Source organism: Pseudomonas mendocina (assembly GCF_003008615.1).
Classification (GTDB): domain Bacteria; phylum Pseudomonadota; class Gammaproteobacteria; order Pseudomonadales; family Pseudomonadaceae; genus Aquipseudomonas; species Aquipseudomonas mendocina_C.
In genome coordinates, this window is sequence record NZ_CP027657.1 from 374488 (window position 1) to 395154 (window position 20667).

The 20667-nt window shown below is 63.3% G+C and carries 18 protein-coding genes; 10 read left to right on the plus strand and 8 right to left on the minus strand.

All coding sequences use genetic code 11. The features are described 5' to 3' along the window. Window positions 1-195: 195 nt before the first annotated feature. A complete protein-coding gene (locus tag C7A17_RS01860; protein WP_106736407.1) occupies window positions 196-1503 on the minus strand; it encodes an NTP/NDP exchange transporter in 1308 nt (435 codons plus the stop codon). Between the two features lie 47 nt (window positions 1504-1550). Further along, entirely contained in the window at window positions 1551-2600 is a 1050-nt protein-coding gene (locus C7A17_RS01865) for an SDR family oxidoreductase (RefSeq protein WP_106736408.1), read from the minus strand. A 290-nt stretch (window positions 2601-2890) separates the two neighbouring features. Between C7A17_RS01865 and C7A17_RS01870 the strand changes: the two genes are divergently transcribed. From C7A17_RS01870 to C7A17_RS01880, 3 genes are all read left to right on the plus strand, one after another. Continuing rightward, window positions 2891-3802 (plus strand): LysR family transcriptional regulator, encoded by a 912-nt coding sequence (locus C7A17_RS01870; RefSeq protein WP_106736409.1) that lies wholly within the window; start codon window positions 2891-2893, stop codon window positions 3800-3802. 87 nt (window positions 3803-3889) lie between these two features. Next, window positions 3890-5089, plus strand: a complete 1200-nt coding sequence (locus C7A17_RS01875) for an MFS transporter (protein WP_106736410.1) — start codon at window positions 3890-3892, stop codon at window positions 5087-5089. Between the two features lie 65 nt (window positions 5090-5154). Continuing rightward, the gene (locus tag C7A17_RS01880) at window positions 5155-5712 is read left to right on the plus strand and encodes a COG3904 family protein (protein ID WP_106736411.1); all 558 of its coding nucleotides are present in this window, start codon (window positions 5155-5157) and stop codon (window positions 5710-5712) included. Window positions 5713-5823: 111 nt separating this feature from the next. On the opposite strand, the gene C7A17_RS01885 is transcribed toward C7A17_RS01880, so the two are convergent. Next, a complete protein-coding gene (locus C7A17_RS01885; RefSeq protein ID WP_106736412.1) occupies window positions 5824-7125 on the minus strand; it encodes an SLC13 family permease in 1302 nt (433 codons plus the stop codon). A gap of 36 nt (window positions 7126-7161) precedes the next feature. Further along, the gene (locus tag C7A17_RS01890; RefSeq protein WP_199796432.1) at window positions 7162-7983 is read right to left on the minus strand and encodes an amidohydrolase family protein; all 822 of its coding nucleotides are present in this window, start codon (window positions 7981-7983) and stop codon (window positions 7162-7164) included. 180 nt (window positions 7984-8163) lie between these two features. Between C7A17_RS01890 and C7A17_RS01895 the strand changes: the two genes are divergently transcribed. Further along, window positions 8164-8901, plus strand: coding sequence for a GntR family transcriptional regulator (locus tag C7A17_RS01895; protein WP_106736414.1), 738 nt, complete (start codon window positions 8164-8166; stop codon window positions 8899-8901). Window positions 8902-8934: 33 nt separating this feature from the next. Here the strand turns inward: C7A17_RS01895 and C7A17_RS01900 are convergent, their stop codons facing one another. Next, entirely contained in the window at window positions 8935-9678 is a 744-nt protein-coding gene (locus tag C7A17_RS01900; protein ID WP_106736415.1) for an SDR family oxidoreductase, read from the minus strand. Between the two features lie 66 nt (window positions 9679-9744). After that, complete coding sequence (locus C7A17_RS01905; RefSeq protein ID WP_106736416.1) at window positions 9745-10092, minus strand: hypothetical protein; 348 nt, start codon at window positions 10090-10092, stop codon at window positions 9745-9747. Window positions 10093-10481: 389 nt separating this feature from the next. On the opposite strand from C7A17_RS01905, the gene C7A17_RS01910 reads away from it, so the two are divergent. Together C7A17_RS01910 and C7A17_RS01915 are read left to right on the plus strand one after the other, a co-directional pair. Beyond that, window positions 10482-10865, plus strand: coding sequence for a hypothetical protein (locus C7A17_RS01910; protein ID WP_106736417.1), 384 nt, complete (start codon window positions 10482-10484; stop codon window positions 10863-10865). An 18-nt stretch (window positions 10866-10883) separates the two neighbouring features. Next, complete coding sequence (locus C7A17_RS01915) at window positions 10884-11264, plus strand: hypothetical protein (protein ID WP_106736418.1); 381 nt, start codon at window positions 10884-10886, stop codon at window positions 11262-11264. Window positions 11265-11309: 45 nt separating this feature from the next. Here C7A17_RS01915 and C7A17_RS01920 read toward each other — a convergent pair whose 3' ends face one another. Further along, window positions 11310-13190 carry a sensor domain-containing diguanylate cyclase gene (locus C7A17_RS01920; RefSeq protein ID WP_106736419.1) on the minus strand — a complete coding sequence of 627 codons (1881 nt, stop codon included), beginning with the start codon at window positions 13188-13190 and terminating at the stop codon, window positions 11310-11312. Window positions 13191-13496: 306 nt separating this feature from the next. Between C7A17_RS01920 and C7A17_RS01925 the strand changes: the two genes are divergently transcribed. The 4 genes from C7A17_RS01925 (at window position 13497) to C7A17_RS01940 (ending at window position 18453) form a co-directional block, all read left to right on the plus strand. Next, window positions 13497-14339, plus strand: a complete 843-nt coding sequence (locus C7A17_RS01925) for an EamA family transporter (protein WP_106736420.1) — start codon at window positions 13497-13499, stop codon at window positions 14337-14339. 117 nt (window positions 14340-14456) lie between these two features. Further along, window positions 14457-14867 carry a hypothetical protein gene (locus tag C7A17_RS01930; RefSeq protein ID WP_106736421.1) on the plus strand — a complete coding sequence of 137 codons (411 nt, stop codon included), beginning with the start codon at window positions 14457-14459 and terminating at the stop codon, window positions 14865-14867. A 161-nt stretch (window positions 14868-15028) separates the two neighbouring features. Beyond that, window positions 15029-17512 (plus strand): glycerol-3-phosphate 1-O-acyltransferase PlsB, encoded by a 2484-nt coding sequence (gene plsB / locus C7A17_RS01935; protein ID WP_106736422.1) that lies wholly within the window; start codon window positions 15029-15031, stop codon window positions 17510-17512. A gap of 227 nt (window positions 17513-17739) precedes the next feature. Further along, the gene (locus C7A17_RS01940) at window positions 17740-18453 is read left to right on the plus strand and encodes a S1 family peptidase (protein ID WP_106736423.1); all 714 of its coding nucleotides are present in this window, start codon (window positions 17740-17742) and stop codon (window positions 18451-18453) included. Between the two features lie 403 nt (window positions 18454-18856). Here C7A17_RS01940 and C7A17_RS01945 read toward each other — a convergent pair whose 3' ends face one another. Next, window positions 18857-20461, minus strand: coding sequence for a malate:quinone oxidoreductase (locus C7A17_RS01945; protein ID WP_106736424.1), 1605 nt, complete (start codon window positions 20459-20461; stop codon window positions 18857-18859). Between the last annotated feature and the right edge of the window lie 206 nt (window positions 20462-20667).

Consider the following 20667-nt stretch of genomic DNA (forward strand, 5'->3'; position numbering starts at 1 on the left):
TGGCTCCGGCACAACCGCTGCCAAGGTTCTGTTCGAAAAGTCGCCGAGCGAAGGTCAGCGGCCCCACAAAAGCGGGTGAGGAACGACCGGGGTCGCGTCCGACTTTACGAGCTGTAAATGAGCATTCGACCGGGCTGGCGCTCCAGCCCGTTTTTAACGAAGCATCACCGAGCGCAGGCACCTTTCGTACAGAACCTAGGTCACCGCGACCTGCTGCTCAGTAACCTTGCGATCCGCCTGACTGCCCAGGTACCAGCCGAGCAAACCCCACAACGCAGCGCAGGCCGCTCCCACCAGCGCCACCAGCCAGGCGCCCTGAGCGAACATGTCGAGCAGGCTCTTGAGCCAGCCACTCATGGCATCGCCAGCGCGGTACACCACGGTATCGATGAAGTTCTTCGCCTTGTACTTGCTCTCGGCATCCAACGGGGTGAAGAGCATCTCCCGCCCGGGGCGGACGAAGGCATATTCACCGATGCGGCGCACGATCATCAGCGCAGCGAGCATGGCGAAGGTGGGCATCAACGCCAGACCGAGGAAGCCAATACACACCAGCAGCGGCACACAGGCCAGCAACACCCGCACGCCCATGCGCCTGGCGATACGCCCGGTGATAAAGAGTTGGGAAACCAGCGCGCCGGCCTGCACCACAAAATCGATCACCCCGAACACCCGCACCTGATCGGCGCGCTGCGGGAACAACTCAGCCACCAGGCGCGCCTGCTCGAAGTAGAGAAAGGTGCTGGCAGTAGCCAGCAGAATCACGAACCCGGCAATGCCCAGCAGATAGGGCGAGGCCAGCACCCGGGTCAAACCGCTGAACGGATTGCCCGGCACCGGCCGCCGTGGACTCTCGGCCTGCACCGCACCAGCACGCCCCGCACCACCCTGCTCACGCCAACGCATCAGTACCTGCTTGAGCATCAGCGCTACGGCCAGCAACAGCGCTGCCAGCACTATCAACCCGGCCTGTCCCAGGCTTCCGATCAACAGCGCGCTCAGCGCCGGGCCGGCCAAACCGCCGACACTGGCACCAGCGGCGATGAAGGCGAACAGGCGCTTGGCCTGCTCGCTGTCGAACACATCGGCCATCAGGCTCCAGGCCACCGACACGACGAACAGGTTGTAGACCGATATCCACACATAGAAACCGCGCGCCAGCCATACGCTCTCGTCACGGGTGAAGAACAGCACGGCGAACAGCAGCAGGTTCAGGGTGAAAAAACCGTACACCCAATCGATGAAATGCAGGCGCGGCACCCGTGAACTCAGCCAGGCGAACAGCGGCACCGCCACCAGCATCACCACGAAGGTGGCAGTGAACAGCCACTGCAGGTTTTCCACCCCGGCGAGGATGCCCATCGCCTCGCGAATCGGCCGCAGCATGAAGTAGCCCGAAAACAGGCAGAAGAACAGGCTGAAGCCGGCCAATGCCGGCCACAGTTCGTCGCGCTGCGCGTTGATGGCCACGGCCACGCGCTGCGACATCGTCAACGATGACATGGGAAGCTCCTCTATGACGCACGCCGATGCGTGCGTACCGTCATGCCTCAGCCGTATTTGACGCCGGTCAGGCGCTCGGCCACCGACCACAACCGTGCGGCGTCATCGGTGTCCGCCGCCGCATCCGGCACCTTGGCCAGACCCAATGGGCCACGCTTTTCCTCTTCACCGGTCGGGCCGTAGTAGCGACCGCCCTCGGCATCGGCAGCCGTCGCCGCGAACAACGAGGACAATGCGCCTTGCGCCGCCGAGTGATAAACCTCGCGATCCTTCGCCCACTCGCGCGCGAACTCGCTTTCCAGCCCAGGCCCACGCTCGACCAACTCGGTCACCGCCACCCCCGGATGCGCGGCAACGCTGCGTACCCCCCAGTCATTGGCGAGGCTGCGCCGTTGCAACTCGAACGCCATCATCAGGCAGGCCAGTTTCGACTGGGCGTAGGCAGCGTAGGGGTTGTAGTTGCGCTCGGACTGCAGGTCATCGAAATTGATGCGGCCGCGGTTCACCGCAATGCTCGCCAAGGTCACGACCCGCGGATCGGACGACTGGCGCAGCGACGGCAAGAGCAACCCCGTCAGGGCGAAGTGGCCGAGGAAGTTGGTCGCCAACTGCATCTCGAAACCATCGCGCGACACACCACGCTGCGGCGGCGCCATGATCGCGGCATTGTTGATCAGCACATCCAGGTTTTCGCCCTCGGCGTTCAGACGCTGAGCCAGGCTACGTACCGACGACAGGTCGGCCAGATCCAGTTGCTCGAAACGCAAGCGAGCATCCGGCACCTGCGCCCGAATACGCTCGATGCTCTCGGCACCACGCTGCGCATTGCGTGCGGCGATGATCACCTGCGCCCCCGCGCGGCTGAGCGCCAGCGCATCCTCGAAGCCCATGCCACTGCTGCCACCGGTGACCAGCATGCGTTTGCCAACCAGCGACGGCATATCCGCTGCCTGCCAGCCCGCCACTTCACTGGCCCAGGCGAACGACGGCACACCGCCCATCACACCGTGCAGGGCCAGGCTACCGCCCACCACGCCGAACATCTTCAGGGCATCCCGGCGTGTATGGCCACGCCCGCTTTCACGCTTCTTGTCCATTGGCTGTTTCCTCGTGTCCGTTAGCTCGATGCGCCGAAGGCTACGACGCTGGACACAGGGTGCAGGCAGAAGCGCTGTCCGATAAGCCGCCCTCGGCCGAACAGCGCATACGGTCAGGCGGACAGTTACAGGGTATTACCGTATTTCCACCAGTCGTGGCCCGGATACAATCCGGGAACATCCGCCAGACGCCCCCGGATTGCATCCGGGCTACGAAACCGATCCGCTGGATTGGCAAACGCGTTGCCAGGTCGCATCATCATGCGCTCGTCATTACCCAGTCGACGCTCATGCGCCAACCGAATCTGTCCGATATCGCCCTGTTCGCCGCCGTGGTCGAGGCCGGCGGCTTTCGCACGGCGGCGCAGCGACGCGGCATGTCGGCATCGTCGCTGAGCGACTGCGTGCGCCGCCTGGAAAAGGAGCTGGGCGTACGCCTGCTCAACCGCACCACCCGTAGCCTGACGCCGACGGAAATCGGTGCACGTCTGCTGGAGCGTCTGCGCCCGGCACTGGATGAAATCAATATCGCGCTCAACGACCTGCAGGAAGACCCGCAAAACCCGGTGGGCTCGTTGCGCCTGCACGTACCCGGCGTCATCGCCCGGCACATCCTGCCGCCGCTCGTGGACGGCTTTCTCAACCGCTACCCCGGTATCGCGCTGGAGGTGAACATGGACAACACCTTCATCGACGTGATCGCGGCAGGCTATGACGCCGGCATCCGCTACGAGGAAAGCCTGGCCAAGGACATGATCGCCATCCCCATCGGCCCACGCCGACAGTGCTTCATGGCCGTCGCCGCGCCCGCCTACCTGCAGCAACACGGCACACCGCAGCACCCCAGCGAGCTGAGCGACCATCGCCTGCTCGGCTATCGCTTCGCCAGCGGCAAGCTCGGCGTATGGGAGTTCGAGCAGGACGGCAAAACCCTGCGTATCGCCCCCGAAGGCACGCTGATCAGCTCCTCGCAGGATCTGCTGATCGCCGCCGCTTGCGCAGGGCAAGGCATTCTCTACACCTTCGAGGAATACATTCGCCCGCAACTCGAGAGCGGCCAGCTACGGCCTTTCCTGCAGGACTGGTGGCAGCACTTCGAAGGCCCTTACCTGTACTACCACAACCGTCGTCACGTGCCAGCGCCGCTGCGCGCATTCGTCGATTACGTGAAAGCCGCCAACACCCCAGGCCACTCGTCATAAAGCCCGAAATAGAGCGGCTACGAATACCCAAGCGAGGCGCTGGGAGAATATAATCGAGCGCCTGTTTTTCCCTCCTCCAGGTCATTCATGAGCAGCCATTCCAGCGACGCCGCGACCACCTTGTCGCCAGGCGCGATCCTTCTCATTCAACTCGCCCTGGCCCTCGGCGGCTTCGCCATCGGCACCGGCGAATTCGCCATCATGGGCCTGATGCCCAACGTCGCCCAGGATCTGGGCGTCAGCGAACCTCAGGTCGGCCACGTGATCAGCGCCTATGCGCTGGGCGTGGTGGTCGGCGCACCGGTACTGGCCCTGCTCGGCGCACGCCTGCCACGGCGCATCCTGCTCCTGTTGCTGATGGGCTGCTTCGCCCTCGGCAACTTCGCCAGCGCCCTGGCGCCGAGCTACGAACCACTGCTGATCTTCCGCTTCATCGCCGGCCTGCCGCACGGTGCCTATTTCGGCATCGCCATGCTGGTGGCTGCCTCCATGGCACCACCGCACAAGCGTGCCAAGGCCGTGAGCCGGGTGCTGGCCGGCCTGACCGTGGCGATCCTGATCGGCAACCCGCTGGCCACCTGGCTCGGCCAGTTCATGAGCTGGCGCTACGCCTTCGCCCTGGTCGGCATCATCGCCATCACCACCATCGCCATGGTCGCGATCTTCCTGCCGGCCGACCCGCACGAGCAGCGCAGCAGCCCCTCGGGCGAACTGCGCGCCTTCAATCGCGCACCGATCTGGCTGGCACTGGGCATCGGCTCCATCGGCTTCGCCGGGATGTTCTGCGTATTCAGCTACATGGCGCCGACCCTGCTCCACGTCACCCAGGTCGGCCCCGGCTGGATTCCCCTGGCCATGGGCGTGTTCGGCGCCGGCTGCATCGTCGGCAACAGCGCCGGCGGCTGGCTGTTCGACCGCCTGCGCTTGCGCGCCGTGGCCTGGATTCTGGCCTGGAGCACGCTGGTGCTGCTGGCCTTCCCGTTCGCCGCGCACAGCCTGTGGACGATCCTGCCGGCAATCTTCGCCCTCGGCACCATGATCGCCCTCGGCCCGGCCCTGCAGACCCACCTGATGGACGTCGCCACGGGCGCGCAAACCCTCGCAGCGGCCTCCAACCATGCCGCCTTCAACGTCGCCAACGCCCTCGGCCCCTGGCTCGGCGGCCTGGCCATCAGCGCCGGCATGGGCTGGACGGTCACCGGTTACATCGGCGCGGCCACGGCCGTTGGCGGTCTGCTGCTGTTCGCCTGGGCGTGGAAGGTGCAACAGAAAAGCGCGCAGGTTTGATAGATGCGAGATGGTGCGCCGGCAGGTATCGTCTACCTCCCAAGCCACTATCCCGTGCCCGCCCGATGATTGCCCAGCGTTTACGACTCGCCCTGATCGGCACCGCCCTGTTCACCACCCTGACGGCCCAGGCGCAAGTCAGCGTCGAAGCCAACGCCGGCCTGCTGGCAGCCAAGATTTCCGAAGAGATCGCCCCCGGCGATTACGAGAAACTGCTGGAAGGTTTGCGTGCCAACCCCGGCAAGTACACGCGCAAGATCGTCCTGCTCGACAGCATCGGCGGCAGTGCTCCGGAGGCTATCCGCATGGGCCGCCTGCTGCGGGAAACCGGTTTCGAGACGCTGGTACCGTCAGACGGCATGTGCCAGGGCAGTTGTGTCTACCTGCTGGCAGCCGGCAAGAAGCGCACCATCAACGGCCACGTAGCCCTGCGCCGCCCGCCCTTCCCCGCTGGCGACTCGGCGCTGGCTCAGGCAGCCCATGGCCGCCAGCCATTCAGCCCGGCCACGTACTTTCGCGACATGGGCGTCGACGTGAGCCTGGCCGAAGCGATCTACCAGGTCGCACCGGGTCGTTTGCACCTGCTGAGCAAGAACGAACTGGTGCGCTATCGGCTGAAATAGCGAAGCGCGCTGCATGATCACGAGAAGGTGGCTAACAAAGGCGGCGCCCCCAACCCGGCCATCACAGAAACACCAAGCCCCGGCATCAATAGATACCGGGGCTTTTTTACATCAGAACAGGAAGGTCAGCGCCAGGTTGAACAGCATCGCTGCGACGAAACCGATGGGTGCGGCGCGCAGCAGCAGTTGCGAGAACAAGGTCGAGCGCACCTTCTCATCGGTACAGGAACCCAGCAGCAGGCTGCCGCCAGAAGAGAACGGCGAGATCGAGGTAGCCTGCGCACCGACCACGATGGCGATGAAGATGATCATCGGATCGATCGACATCGAGGCCGACAGCGGCAGCACCATGGGGAACAGTGCCGGCGTTACCACACCGAGCGTGCTGGCGAAGATAGACATCAGCGCCGCCACCACACCGAAGGCCACCGGAACCATCAATGGCGGGATATTGCCGCCGATCCAGGAAGCCAGGGCATCGATGGTGCCGGCCTTGATTGCCACCGAAATGAGCATGCCGACACCGCAGATCATGATCAGCGTGGACCAGGGCACAGAGGCGATGGCCTTGCGTTCGTCACCGAGCTTGAGCAGCAGCGCGATCACCGAGAACACGCTGGCGATCAGACCGATATCCACCTTGCTGTTGATGAATCGAACCGTCTCGTTGCCCGGGAAGGCCAGCAGCGCCAGCGGTGCGGCGAGCACCAGCAGCATCATCAGTACGGTCAACAGCAGGGTCAGCTTCTGTTCACGATTGAAGGCTTGCGGCAGATCGGTGTTGATCACCGCGTTCTTCAGGTTACGGCCATGGCCACCGAGGAATACGAACGCAGAAATCACCAGAATCGGAATGACCGCGGTACTGGCAAAAATCGCCAGAGCGTTGACGAAGGCTTCGCTCTCGGGCACGCCCGCCGTGGCCATCAGGCCACGGAAGATGATGCCGCTCTGGCTGGAAACGAAGTTGGCACCCGCCAGTGCACCGTAGTTCACCGCCAGGCCACCGAGGATCAGGCTCATGCCAGTGCGCTGGCAGAGCATCAGCGTCAGCGGTGCCATGAAGGCCAGCACGGTGTAGTAACCGGCGCCCATGCCGGCGATCACGCTGGCGGTGATGAAGATCGCATAGGGCAGCAGGTGCGGCACGTTACGGCAGCGATACAGCAGGTGCCCAGCGAGTTTTTCCAGCGTGCCATTGACGGTGGCGAAGCTGTAGAACAGGCAGACCGAGAAGATCACGAAGAAGATCTTCAGCGGCCACATGTTGATGATGTCGCCCGGGCTCAAGCCCATGCCGAAGCAACCCAGCAGGTAGGCGAAGGCAATGGCGAACAAACCAATATTGATCTTGGTGGTGTAACCCAGCGCGACGGCAAGGACGATCGCGGCGACGACGAGCAAGCTCATCATGGTGTGTGCTCCTTATTGTTCTGGTGTTGGCCCGGATTACGCCGAAGCGAACCCGAATAGCGTTGCGGGGTTGTCCACCAGAACGCGGCGGCGCTCCTCGGGATTGGGCAGCAGAGCCTCGAGCAGCGCGAACTGCTGATCGTAGCGGGTCTGCGATTCGAACTGGGTGTTGGGCCAATCGCTGCCCCAGAGAAAGCGCCCCACTCCGCCACAGGCTTCGCGCAGGCGCGCTGAGATGGCCTGGGCACGGGCCGGGTCGGACTGACTGCGGTAGGCCGCCGACAGCTTGATCCACACCGGTGCCTGACCAAGCAGATCGAAGAATCCATCATGCTGCGGGTCGTCCAGTCGTACGCTCGGCGCCGGCAGGCCGAAGTGATCGATCACCACGGTCACCCCGGACTCGAGAATCGCCGGCACGATCAGCGCCAGGTCGGCGAAGCCACGCTGGATCTCCACCTGCCAGCCACGTCGCGCCAGGCGGCGGAACAGAGCACTCCAGGCAGGGCCGGCGTAGTCCTCCAGCGTCTTGCCGATCAGGTTCAGGCGTATGCCCACCACCCCTGCGGCAGCCAACTCGTCCAGCTCGGCTTCGCTGACCTGGGCATCGACCACCGCCACCCCGCGCAGACGCTGCGCGAAGCGCTGCAACGCCGCGACCATGTAGTGATTGTCGGTACCCAGGAAGCTCGGCTGGATCAGCACGCCATGAGACAGGCCACAGCCGTCCATGTGCTCCAGGTATTGCTCCACTGTGGCGTCGTAGCTGGGGCTGTAGCGGCGGCCAGGCACCATCGGAAGATCCTGGCGGAAGATGTGCGCATGAGTGTCGATGCCGGTAATACCGGCATAAGGCATGGGCGTCACGAAGCGATACCTCTGTGGATTGTTGTACGGGCCGGCTGGTACGTGCCGCGCCCTTTTATAAATCATCTATTCATATATATGATTAGATGACTGTATCTACAGAGATCGAGTGCTGTCAACGCACGAGGCAGTGGTAAAGTGACGACCGGTCGAATTTCGGATTTGAGGTTTATGAGCACCACGGCTCTGGGACAGGACGAACGCCTGCCGCTGTACCAGCGGTTGCGCGACGAGATGCTGGGGAAAATCGCTGCGGGAGAATGGCTACCTGGCGAGGCCATCCCTACCGAGGCGGAGCTCACCCGCCAGTACGGTGTGGCCATTGGCACAGTGCGCAAGGCGGTGGAAACCCTGGTCGCCGAGGGCCTTCTGCTGCGCGCGCAAGGCCGTGGCACCTTCGTGCGTCGACCGAATTTCGACGGTTCGCTGTTTCGCTTCTTTCGCCAGGTCAACGCCAGCGGACAATCCCAGGTGCCGCAAAGCCGCATCCTCGACTGCCGGCAAGCCCCTGCCGACGCAGCCGCTCGCCAGGCGCTGAAACTGGCCGACGACGAGCTCTGCATCCACCTGCAACGCCTGCGCCTGGTCGACAATCGCCCGTTGTTCCATGAACGCATCTGGCTGCCGCTGTCACGCTTCGCTGACCTGCTGGACGTGGCGCCGAACGATTTTCCACAGTTGCTCTATCCCTTCTATGAGCAGCAATGTGGCCAGCGCATCGCTTCAGCACAGGAAACGCTCAGCGTCTCCGCTGCCGACACCGAGACTGCCGCCACCCTGGACGTTGCCCTCGCCAGCCCCATCGTGGTGATCGAGCGAACAGCGCTGGGTTATGACCGCACCCCGCTCGAATATCGCCTGTCACGCGCCGCGGCGGAAAACTTCCGCTATCAGGTGGAAATCAGCTGAGAGACGGGGCGCAGGTCGAGCGCCCCAGTCAGCTCATTGCAGCGTGTACCCCTTGTCCACCACCCAGTCCTGGCCGTAAACGCCACGAGCGCCGTTGGAGAGTTGGAACAACACCACCTCGGCAATGGCCTGCGGGCTGAGAAACTCGCCATCGATCAGGCGCTGGTTCACCTCGCCGGCAACGCCGGCCAGAGCCTCATCCGTCAAGCCCAGGCTGCCCCATAGCGGCGTGGCGGTCGGTCCCGGCGACACCAGATTGAGACGCAGCCCCTCACCCGCATGCTCCAGCGCCAGGCTGCGCACCAATGCCGACAGCGCCGCTTTGCTGGCGATATAGCCACCCAGCCCGGCAAAACCAAGCTGACGCAGAAAGGTGCTGATGAACACCACCGAGGCAGGTCGTGCCAGATGGGGCTTGAGCAGCGCAAAGGTATTCACCGCACCGGCGCCGTTGACTTGCCACTGCTGCTCGAACGCCTGCAGATCGCAGCCCTGCGCCAGACGGGCGATGCCGGCGTTGGGCACCAGATAGTCCACAGTGCCGAGTCGACCGGCACGCTCGGCCAGCGCATGCAATGCATCGATATCGGTGACGTCGCCCGCGCACCAATGCAACTGCTCGGGATACTGCGTACGCAGTGACTCCAGCGCTCCCAGGCCGCGGGAGAAAGCCAGCACGCGCGCGCCGCGCTGCAGCAGCAGCTCGCAAACGGCCAGCCCGATGCCGGAGCTGGCACCAGTGACGACGGCCAGACGTTGTTGAAAATTCGTACTCATGTGCACCTCGAAACGCGAAAAGAGAAGACGTCGCAGCAGCCAGAACCGCCGCGGCTGATTCGGCTGTCACTGGAGTTGCAGGCGCCCCTGCTGCAATTCGACGTTCTGGCCCAGTTCGAAGCGGGCATTCGGCGAGCGCACCCACTGCTCTCGTCCGTCGCTGTGCCGCACAACATAGGCGGTGCCGCTGTTGCCACTGGCATCCTGAACCTGGGCGCCAGACCAGCCACCCACGACTGCACCGACCAGCGCACCAATCGGGCCGCCAGCAGCAGCCCCCAGCATCAGGCCGGACAGCCCACCGAAACCGGCACCAACCGAGTTTTCTTCACGTTCGGCCACCACTTCGGCGGCCTGCACAGCGTTGATGGCGACGAGGCCAAGGGAGAGCACGAGCAAGGCAATGGGTTTCATCTAAGTTTCCTTTTAGTAGTAGGCGTTGCACCCACTGCCATCTCAGATTCCATGCCAATAACTTTATTTATATAAATCAAACAGTTGGAAAACTTGAAGTCATAATGACAGCAATAAATCGAAGTCTTTATAACTACAATTGAAGTCATATCAACACAAGATCGCCTTAGAACCTGCCCACGATTCTTGTGCACTCGACAAACATAAACCCGTACTCCTACGGGATCGGCGGCACTAGCAGCCTTTCGATTTTCTGAGCTGAAGCTGATCGCCGCCCAGCTCTCATGCCACCAACTACCTCCAAAAAACGAGTGAGCGGAAGTGGAAATCCCCCCGCTGCTTCCAGCTATGCTGCACGGCACTCATTACGACAAGGGAATGTACGCACAATGACTTTCATCGCACGGCACTTCAAATGGCTGATGCTGGTATCCGGAGCCCTGACGGCCACCATGTTCTATGGCGTGGTCGCGCCACAGGCAGCACTCGAGTCGATGTTCGGCACATCGTTCGACGGCCAGCTGGAATCCATCATCATCCGCAGTTGGTCGGCACTGGTCGGGCTTATCGGCATCGTCATGATCTATGGCGCATTGAATGAAAGGCATCGGGTTTTCTCTGCGTCCATCGCTGCGCTGAGCAAAGCCATCTTCGTATCGCTGGTGATGATCTACGGACAGAAGTTTCTGGGTAGCGTAGCGCCTGCCATTGCGCTGGATCTGCTGGTCATCGTCTCGACCCTGCTGTTCCTGCTGACGGCACGGCAGTCCTGAACGCACCGAGCGAAGCGTATGCGCCTCATCCGCAACATCCTCTGGCTAGACTGTACAGCCGCCGCCCTGGCAGGCCTCGTCGTGCTGTCGTTCAGCACTCAGCTGAGTGATTGGTACGCCGCGCCAGAGGCACTTCTGAGGTTCATCGGCGCAGTCAATATTGCCTACGCCTGCTATTCCTTCTTCCTGGCTGCCCGTACCTGGCGCAGCGAAATATCCATTGGGCTGCTGGCATGGGCCAATGGTGCCTGGGCAGTGGTCTGTCTGTGCATCGCCGCACTCTTGGTGCAGACCCTATCCCCACTGGGGTTCATCCATATTGTTGGCGAGGCAGCCTTCGTCGGTGGCCTGGCAAGGATCGAGTGGAGATGGCGCAAGCAGTTGACCATGGCGACCTGAGCAGCGCCCCTCAACGCAGCGCCTGATACGGGAATATCGCCCCCGCTATTCCGCTACCCAGTTGAAGCGGTTCTTGCCGGCGTGCTTGGCTGCGTACATGGCCTTGTCCGCATGCTGCACCAGATCGTGGCCATCGTGGCCGTGCAGGGGGAACATCGCCGCCCCGATGCTTGCCGATATGCGCACCGGCGAGCCGTTCAGGTCGAAGGGCTGCTCCAGCATTGCCAGCACCTTGCGTGCAACGGCTTCGCAATCCTGCTTGCTGCCCAGGTTGGTGAGGATGATGCCGAACTCGTCGCCGCCAAAGCGCGCCACCGTGTCCTCACCGCGCACGCAATCCTCCAGCCGCCTGGCGACCTGCTGCAACAGCACGTCACCGGCGGCATGCCCGAGGCTGTCATTGATCGCCTTGAAGCCGTCCAGGTCGATGTACAGCACGGCCGACAGCCGCCCCGGACTGCGCTCCGAGGCCAGCGCCCGATCCAGCCGCTGGCGAAAATACCCCCGGTTGGGCAGGCCGGTGAGCCCGTCATGCTGCGCATCGTGTGAAAGCCGCGCTTCCAGGTGCTTGCGCTCGGTGATGTCCTGGGTGACCAGCACGAGGAAATCCGGATGGCCTTCGCGATTGCGCACCACCCCCAGCGCCTCGCAGACCCAGAGCCGCGAGCCATCCTGCCGCCGGTAGGTCTTCTCGATCTCTGGAGAAAGCGCCCGCGAATCGCTGCTTAGTTGCTCATGCAGAAAGTCCTGTGCCGCACTGGCCGCGTCGGGATCGCTCAATTCGAAAATATTGCGTCCCTGCAACACCTCGGCGGGGCAGCCCAGCATGCGCGAGAACTTCTCGTTGACCCGCAGGATCTCGCCATCGGGCGTGACGTGGGCGATGCCCATGGCGGCCTGGTGGAACGTAGCGCGAAACAGCGCTTCGCTGCCCTGCAAGGCATCGGTGGCAGCACGTTGACGTACCAGCATCAGCATCAACAGGCCAACGAAGATGCTCACCACCAAAGTGACACCAACTGCAGCACGCAGGTAGGTCGAGCGACGCTGCAGGGTCGTGGCCATTTCCTCGTCATAAGCCGTGGCCACGGTGACCATCAGAGGGTAGTCGGCCATGGTACGGTAGCTGACGATACGGGCCACACCATCCAAGGCCTCGCCGCTGTCGTAGAAATTATCGGTATCTTGCAGCTTCTGCCGCTGAAACCAGGCCAGTGGCGCGGCGCCCACGCCGAACTCGCTGCGTGGGCCAATCTTGCGCGCACGTACTACACCGTCGAGGCCGGTGAGTTCCAGCAGCCCTTGCGACCCCAGATCGACCTGATGGAAGAAATGCGTGACGTCCTCCGGACTGACCGCCATCACCACGACTCCAGCAAAGCGGCCATCGTCGCGCTCGATACGCAGTGACAACGGTATCAGCCAGCGTCCGGAAACCCGCCCGAGCACGGGCTGACTGATGAACAACCGATCGGCCTGCGCGTCGCGCTGCGCTGTGAAGAACTCACGATCGGCGTAATTGACTGCACCGGTGTTCTGGCTGCTGCTGACGATATCGCCATGCTCGTCCACCACACTGACGATGGTGAACATCTCCTCGCGGATCACGCCCTCTTCGACCCAGCGGCGCAAGTCGATTGCCCTGCCTTGCTGGCGGTATTGCTCCCGCACGAAGGCCGCCACCTGCTCGGCCGCCTTCAACGTGCGGAATACCTGTTGCTCGAAGGCGATGGCCAGGCTGGAGTTGGACTCCATCTCCGAGGCCAGCGTCTGCTCACGCTCGAACGCGATCCGTTGCAGGGTGATCAACCAGACAACGGCAACGAACACGCTCGCCAGAACGATCAACAGGTTCAAGGGTGTTGCGATACGAGCGCGGCGAGCGGCTGAATAGTGCTCGTCATCCGGCAGTCTGGGCGGGGTCATCGCCTTGTTCTCCAGGCCATCACATAAGCGGGCTGTGTCTTGTTGTCATGGGCTTTTGGGGGAAACTGCATCGACCCGGAAAGCCTCTGTTATCGCTCCTCGTTCAGCATCGCGGGGCTTTTCCTATCGCCTTGCCCTGAATCATAGGCACTGCAGTGCCGTTGTGCCGCCATCAGGCTGCAATGGGTTTTGCCCGAATATCGAGGTTGCGGCAGACTGACGCCCGACGCGTAAGCCCAGCCACATCGCCTCGCGTTCGGGCTCTTGCAGCACGTCTTCGACAACCACCAGCCTCCGAGGCCCGCTTTGGACACCACGGTCTTTCTCGCCGTCATCGCCGCCGCTGCCCTGCATGCTGGCTGGAACGCCCTGCTGAAAATCGGTCTCGACCGCTTCCTGACCGCCACCCTGATCCAGATCGGCGCCGGCCTGGTGGCTCTGTGCGCCTTGCCGCTGGTGGCGTTGCCACAAGCGGCGGCCTGGCCATGGATCGCACTGTCGGCGCTGCTGCATATCGGCTACAACTTCTTCCTTGCCCGCGCCTACCAGTATGGCGACCTGGGCCAGGTCTACCCCATCGCCCGGGGCAGTTCACCGCTGATGGTCGCGCTGCTGTCGTTGCTGCTGTTGCACGACAGCCTGAGTGCCTTGCAGCTGCTCGGCTTGCTGACCCTGGTAATGGGTATCTGGCTGATGGCGATACGCGGTGGTCATCACCGCGCGGCGCAGGGCGCGATGCTGTTCTGCGCACTGATGACGGCGCTGTTCATTGCCGGCTACACCCTCAGCGACGCCATGGGCGCACGCAGCAATGGCGACGCCCTGAGCTATTCGCTGTGGCTGTTCAGCGTCAACGGCGTGGTGATGGCTCTCGTTCTGGCCATCAGCCGTGGGCCACGCGCCTTCCTGCAACTGCGATCGCACTGGCGCGGCGGGCTAGCGGGTGGAGCGATGTCGATGGCGGCCTATACCATCGTCATCTGGGCGATGACCCAGGCTCCCGTGGCATTGGTATCGGCACTGCGCGAGACCAGCGTGGTCTTCGCGGTATTGCTGGGCATGGTGCTGCTCAAGGAGCCGTTACGACCTATCCGTCTGCTGGCATGCGCGGTGATCGCCGCCGGCGTAGTGATCATGAAGCTGGCCTGAAGAGCGAAGCGTCAGCAAGCACTTGGACAAATGCGCGCCTAAACGAGGTGGCCTGCCCTCACTTACAGCCCCGTGCTACCTTGCAGCCTCGCCCCGTAGCCGGAAGCCTGGATCCGCGTGACATCAGCACCGCCGTTTTTTCTGATTGCCATTCTTATCGCCCCGCTGATGTGGGGTTACCTGATTCTCCTGGGTGGTTTCACACTCAAGCTGTTCGGCAAGAATCCGAGAACGAGTATCGGGCGCCCATACTGGACCATGCTGAAAGTCAGCCTGCTGTCATTCATCATCTTCATCCTGGTGTCAGCCCCCATTCTCGCAGCCAACATCGCCAGCCCTGGCGCCAGCTCGTTTGCCATTCCCTATGACGCCTGTCTGTTCGTCGCCGGGTTCATCGTTTTCATTCAGAAGATCAGCACCGCCACGACAGGCACCCAACAAGCGCTCATCTGCACCGGCCTGGCGGGGCTGATCGTGGCGCTGTTCACGGCCAGTAAGCATCTGATCGGCTATGCGCTGCTCTCCTGATTGCAGCACCCAGGCCTGAAACGCTTGGCGCCGGCCCGAGAGCCCACGGCTTGCTCGCAGCACGCGCGCTGCAGAGCGCAAGAGTTTTTGCCCGCCGCCCAGGCTTGCGGCAAACTAGGCGCCTCCCGAGCGCCTGTCCGCTCCCGCATGCAAGAGCCCGTATGACCCGTTCCCCTTTTCGCCGCCTCGTCTTCGGATCGTTGCGCCGCCTGCTGTACCTCTGGGTACGCTCGGAAACCATCAACCAGTCCGCCTTCACCCTCAAGCTCGACCGCAGCAAGCCGGTGTTCTACGTGCTGCAACAGCCCTCGGTGAGCGATCTGGCAGTGGTCGACCGCGAGTGCACCAAGGCAGGCCTGCCGCGCCCGGTATTGCCGGTAGCGGTTGGGGAGCATATGGAGCCGGCCGCCTTCTTCTACCTGACGCCGGAACCGGACTGGTTCGGCCGCCAGGACAAACGCGGCATTTCGCCGACCCTGGATCGTGTGGTCACCGCCCTTACCCGGCATGCCGTGGACGACGCGCAGATCATCCCGGTCAGCGTGTTCTGGGGCCAATCGCCGGATCGTGAAACCAGTCCGTGGAAGCTGCTGTTCGCCGACAGTTGGGCCGTGACCGGGCGCCTGCGCCGGCTGGTGAGCATCCTGATACTCGGGCGCAAGACCCGCGTGCAGTTCTCCACACCGATCCACCTGCGCGAGCTGATCGAGCAGGACAAGGGCCAGGAGCGCACCCTGCGCATGGTGCACCGCATCCTGCGCGTGCACTTCCGCAACCAGAAGGCCGCGGTGATCGGCCCGGACGTGTCGCACCGGCGCAATCTGGTCAAGGGCTTGGTGCACGACCCGCTGGTGCGCCAGGCCATCGTCGAAGAGGCCGAGCGCGAGAAGATCAGCCTGGAGAAGGCCGAAGCCCAGGCACTGCGCTATGGCAACGAGATCGCCTCGGACTACACCTACACGGTGATCCGCTTCCTCGAACTGGTTCTGAGCTGGTTCTGGAACAAGATCTACGACGGCATCCAGATTCACAACGTCGAAGGCGTGCGGGATATTTCCCAGGGCAACGAAATCATCTACGTGCCCTGCCACCGCAGCCATATCGACTACCTGCTGCTGTCCTACCTGCTGTTCCGCAACGGCCTGACGCCGCCGCACATCGCTGCCGGCATCAACCTCAACATGCCGGTGATCGGCGGCCTGCTGCGCCGCGGCGGCGCCTTCTTCATGCGCCGCACCTTCAAGGGCAACCCGCTGTACACCGCGGTGTTCAACGAATACCTGCACACCCTGTTCAGCAAGGGCTTCCCGGTGGAGTACTTCGTCGAGGGTGGGCGCTCACGCACCGGGCGCATGCTGCGACCCAAGACCGGCATGCTGGCCATTACCCTGCGCAGCTTCCTGCGCTCGCACCGCCTGCCCATCGTCTTCGTACCGGTGTACATCGGCTACGAGCGCGTGCTGGAAGGCCGCACCTACCTGGGCGAGCTGCGCGGCGCGAGCAAGAAGAAGGAGTCGATCTTCGACCTGTTCAAGGTGCTGGGCGCGCTCAAGCAGCGCTTCGGCCAGGTCTCGGTGAACTTCGGCGAGCCGATCAAGCTGGCCGAATTCCTCGACCAACAGCAACCCGACTGGCGCGAACAGGATCTCGGCCCGCAGTACCGCCCGGCCTGGCTCAACAACACCACCAACCGCCTCGGTGAGCGCGTGGCGCGCCACCTCAACGAGGCAGCAGCGATCAACCCGGTCAACCTGGTGGCCCTGGCGCTGCTCTCCACCAGCAAACTGGCGCTGGACGAACGCGCCCTGTCGCGGGTGCTCGACCTGTATCTGGCGCTGCTGCGTGCGGTGCCCTACTCGCCCCACACCACCCTGCCGGAGGGCGACGGCCTGGCGCTGATCGAGCACGTGCAGGGCATGGATCTGCTGGCCGAGCAGAAGGATGCGCTGGGCAAGATCCTCTATCTGGACGAGCAGAACGCCGTCCTGATGACCTATTACCGCAACAACGTGCTGCACATCTTCGCCCTACCGGCGTTGTTGGCCAGCTTCTTCCAGAGCAGCGCACGAATCAGCCGCGAGCAGATCCTGCGCTACGCCGGCGCCCTTTATCCGTACCTGCAGGCCGAGCTGTTCATCCGCTGGGAACAGAGCGAACTGGAAGGCGTAATCGACCAGTGGCTGGCGGCGTTCGTCGAACAGGGCCTGCTCAAGACCGAAGGCGACGTGTACGTGCGCCCGGCGCCCAGCTCGCGCCAGTTCGTGCTGCTGACGCTGCTGTCGCGTTCGGTGGCGCAGACCCTGCAACGCTTCTACATGGCCATCGCCCTGCTGCTCAACGCCGGGCAGAACGCGATCAGCGCCGAGGAGCTGGAAGACCTGTGCACGGTCATGGCCCAACGCCTGTCGATCCTGCATGGCCTGAACGCGCCGGAGTTCTTCGACAAGAGCCTGTTCCGCCATTTCATCCAGAGCCTGCTGGATCAGGGTGTGCTGCGTCAGGACGAAGCCGGCAAGCTCAGCCATCACCCGCTGCTCAGCGAGCTGGCCGAAGGCGCCGCCAAGCGCGTGCTGCCGGCCGAGATTCGCCTGTCGATCCGCCAGGTGGCGCTGGATCGCAACGAGGACGAACCGGTCGCGTCGTGATGTGTGTAGGGTGCGCTGTGCGCACCTTCGCATCACCCCGTAGGCCTGGGCGGCCCCGCGACACCCTACCGCTCCACGCCGCATTTCACGTCAGCACCGTAGGGTGGATCGGGGCACGTAGCTGTCACTTTTTACATCCACCATGGCGGCGGCTCAATGCGACCAGCCGAACCTGTCACGGGTTTGGCAGTCAGTGATAGACCACACACCGGCAGGAGGCCCAGGCAATGATCGACTCCCTGATGCTCAGCGCAGCGCGCATCACCACCCTGGCGGCTGGGCAGATACTGACCAACGCCAGCGGCTTCTTCTTCCAGCGCGACGGCCGGCTGTTTCTGGTGACCAGTCGTCACGTGGTGCTCGATGAGCCCAGCGGCCATCAGCCCGATAGCCTGCAGATCGAGCTGCATACCGACGCGAACAACCTGGCCAGCACCGTCAGCTTCGCCATCCCGCTTTATGACGGCGACCAGCACCTGTGGCGCCAGGGCATGGATGGCGCAGGCGAGATCGACGTGGCGGTGATCGAACTCGATCAGACAGCCCTTCCCTACAACGGCGCCTATCAGGCCTTCACCCCGCAGCACCTGCTGCAAGCCGACGAGCATGTGGAAATCGGCTCGACGCTGCTGGTGGTCGGTTTTCCACTGGGCTTTCAGGACACCCTGCACCGCATGCCGGTGGCGCGCCATGCCGGACTGGCCTCCTCCTTCGGCCTGCGTTTTCAGGGGCTTGGCTACTTCCTGACCGACGGCCGTACCCATCGCGGCCTCAGCGGCGCCCCCGTGGTCAAACGGGCCAGCGTGGACGGCGACCTGCCCTGGCACCTGCTCGGCATCCACTCCACCCGCCTGCTCGGCAACCGCGACGAGGAACAGGACGAAGCCCTGGGCCTGAACTGCACCTGGTACGCCGACATCCTGATGACGCTGACGGAGTAGACCGTAGCCCGGATGCAATCCGGGAAAGCCGGCGCAGGTCGGATCGGGGCGCCGACCGCTCGTAGCGCCAACGAACAGTCCGCCGAATCATGCCCCGTTCGGCACCACGGCCCACCATCGAAACGCCAACGGCGTACTGCTTCCGAGCGGCCGGCGTCCCGATACGCCCTACTCGCTATCCGGTGGCTGCGTGCGCCTCGCTTCATTGTTCGCGGCTGAAGCCGCTCCTACAACAGCTGCGCGGATCTCGTAGGAGCGGCTTCAGCCGCGATCAGTCTGGCCATCGGTTCGAACAGCCCCCGGATTGCATCCGGGCTACTCGCCACGAAATACGAACGGCCGGCCAATAAAAAACCCGCCCTGCGCATCACGCAGGGCGGGCTCTTCGTAACGCTTAAACGCCTTACAGCGTCACGGGCGTCGGCTCGGGCTCAACGGCCATTTCCATGTCCGGTGCCACTTCCACATGCTGCAGTTGCAGGCGCTCGCTGCTCCACTGGCGAATGCGGTTGGTCAGCTCCAGATCATCGTTCAGCTTCTGTCCGTAGGACGGGATGATCTCTTTCAGACGTGCCTGCCACTCAGGCGTGGCAACCTTGTCGGCGAACGCCTTCTCGATCAGGTGCAGCATGATCGGTGCAGCGGTAGAGGCACCCGGCGAGGCGCCCAGCAACGCGCTGATGCTACCATCGGCGGATGTCACGACCTCGGTGCCGAACTGCAGCACGCCACCCTTTTCCGCATCCTTCTTGATGATCTGCACGCGCTGGCCGGCCTGCAGCAGTTGCCAGTCTTCGCTGCGGGCGTCAGGGAAGTACTCGCGCAGCGAATCCATGCGGTCTTCCTGGCTCAGCATCAGCTGGCCCATCAGGTAGGTGCTGAGCGACCAGTTGTCGATACCGGCGTTGGCCATCGGCAGGACGTTGTCGGTGGTCAGGGTGCTGAACATGTCCAGCAGCGAACCCTGCTTGAGGAACTTGGTGGAGAAGGTGGCGAACGGGCCGAACAGCAGCACGGTCTCACCATCGATCACGCGGGTGTCCAGGTGCGGTACGGACATGGGCGGCGAGCCGACCGAGGCCTTGCCGTACACCTTGGCCAGGTGCTGCGCGACGATTTCCTTGTTGCGCGTCATCAGGAACTGCCCGCCCACCGGGAAGCCGGCGTAACCCTTGGCTTCTTCGATATCGGACTTCTGCAGCAGTTTGAGTGCACCACCACCGGCGCCGATGAAGACGAAGCGGGCATCGACCACCTTCTCTTCGTCCTTGGCCAGGTCAGCCACGGTCACACGCCAGGTGCCATCATCGTTACGCTCGAGGTTACGCACCTCGTGCTCAAGGTGCAGACGCGCCTGGCCCCTGCCGATCAGCGAGTCGACCAGTTGGCGGGTGATCTCGCCGAAGTTGACGTCGGTGCCGATGGCCATGCGAGTGGCGGCAACGTGCTGGCCCTCGTCACGGCCCTGCATGATCAGCGGCGCCCACTGGGCAATCTGCGCGTGATCCTCGCTGAACTCCATGCCACGGAACAGGTTGCTGTGCTGCAGCGCGGCGTGACGCTTGCGCAGGTATTCGATGTTCTCCTCACCCCAGACGAAGCTCATGTGCGGCGTGGTGTTGATGAAGCTCTTGGGCTTGCTCAGCACCTCGCGCTCGACCTGAGTGGCCCAGAACTGCTTGGAAATCTCGAAGGACTCGTTGATCGCCACGGCCTTGCTGATGTCGATGCCACCATCAGCGGTTTCCGGGGTGTAGTTCAGCTCGCAGAAGGCGGAGTGACCGGTACCGGCGTTGTTCCAGGCGTTGGAGCTCTCACCGGCAACGCGGTCGAGGCGCTCGTAGATCTCGATGTTCCAGGTCGGCTCCAGCTCGTGCAGGTAGGTGCCCAGGGTCGCGCTCATCACACCAGCGCCGATCAGCAGGACATCGACGGTTTTCTCGGGCTCGCGGTTGTTGGAGCAGCCGATCAGGCTGAGGCTGAGCAGCGTCAGCAGGATTTTCTTCATGACACAGTCCAGATGGTGACGCACGGTGGACGCCGTACGCGCAAGGTTTCTGACAGTGGCCGGTTGGGCCACTCATGGGACGAATGCTGCAGGTATGCAGCGCTGCGGAAGGAAGGGTGTTCCAGGCCTCTTGGCGGGCTCGTTCCGCTCGCGCCATGCAGCAGCAAGATGCATGCCGCTGAATGGATTCAGCCATAGTCTGGAGG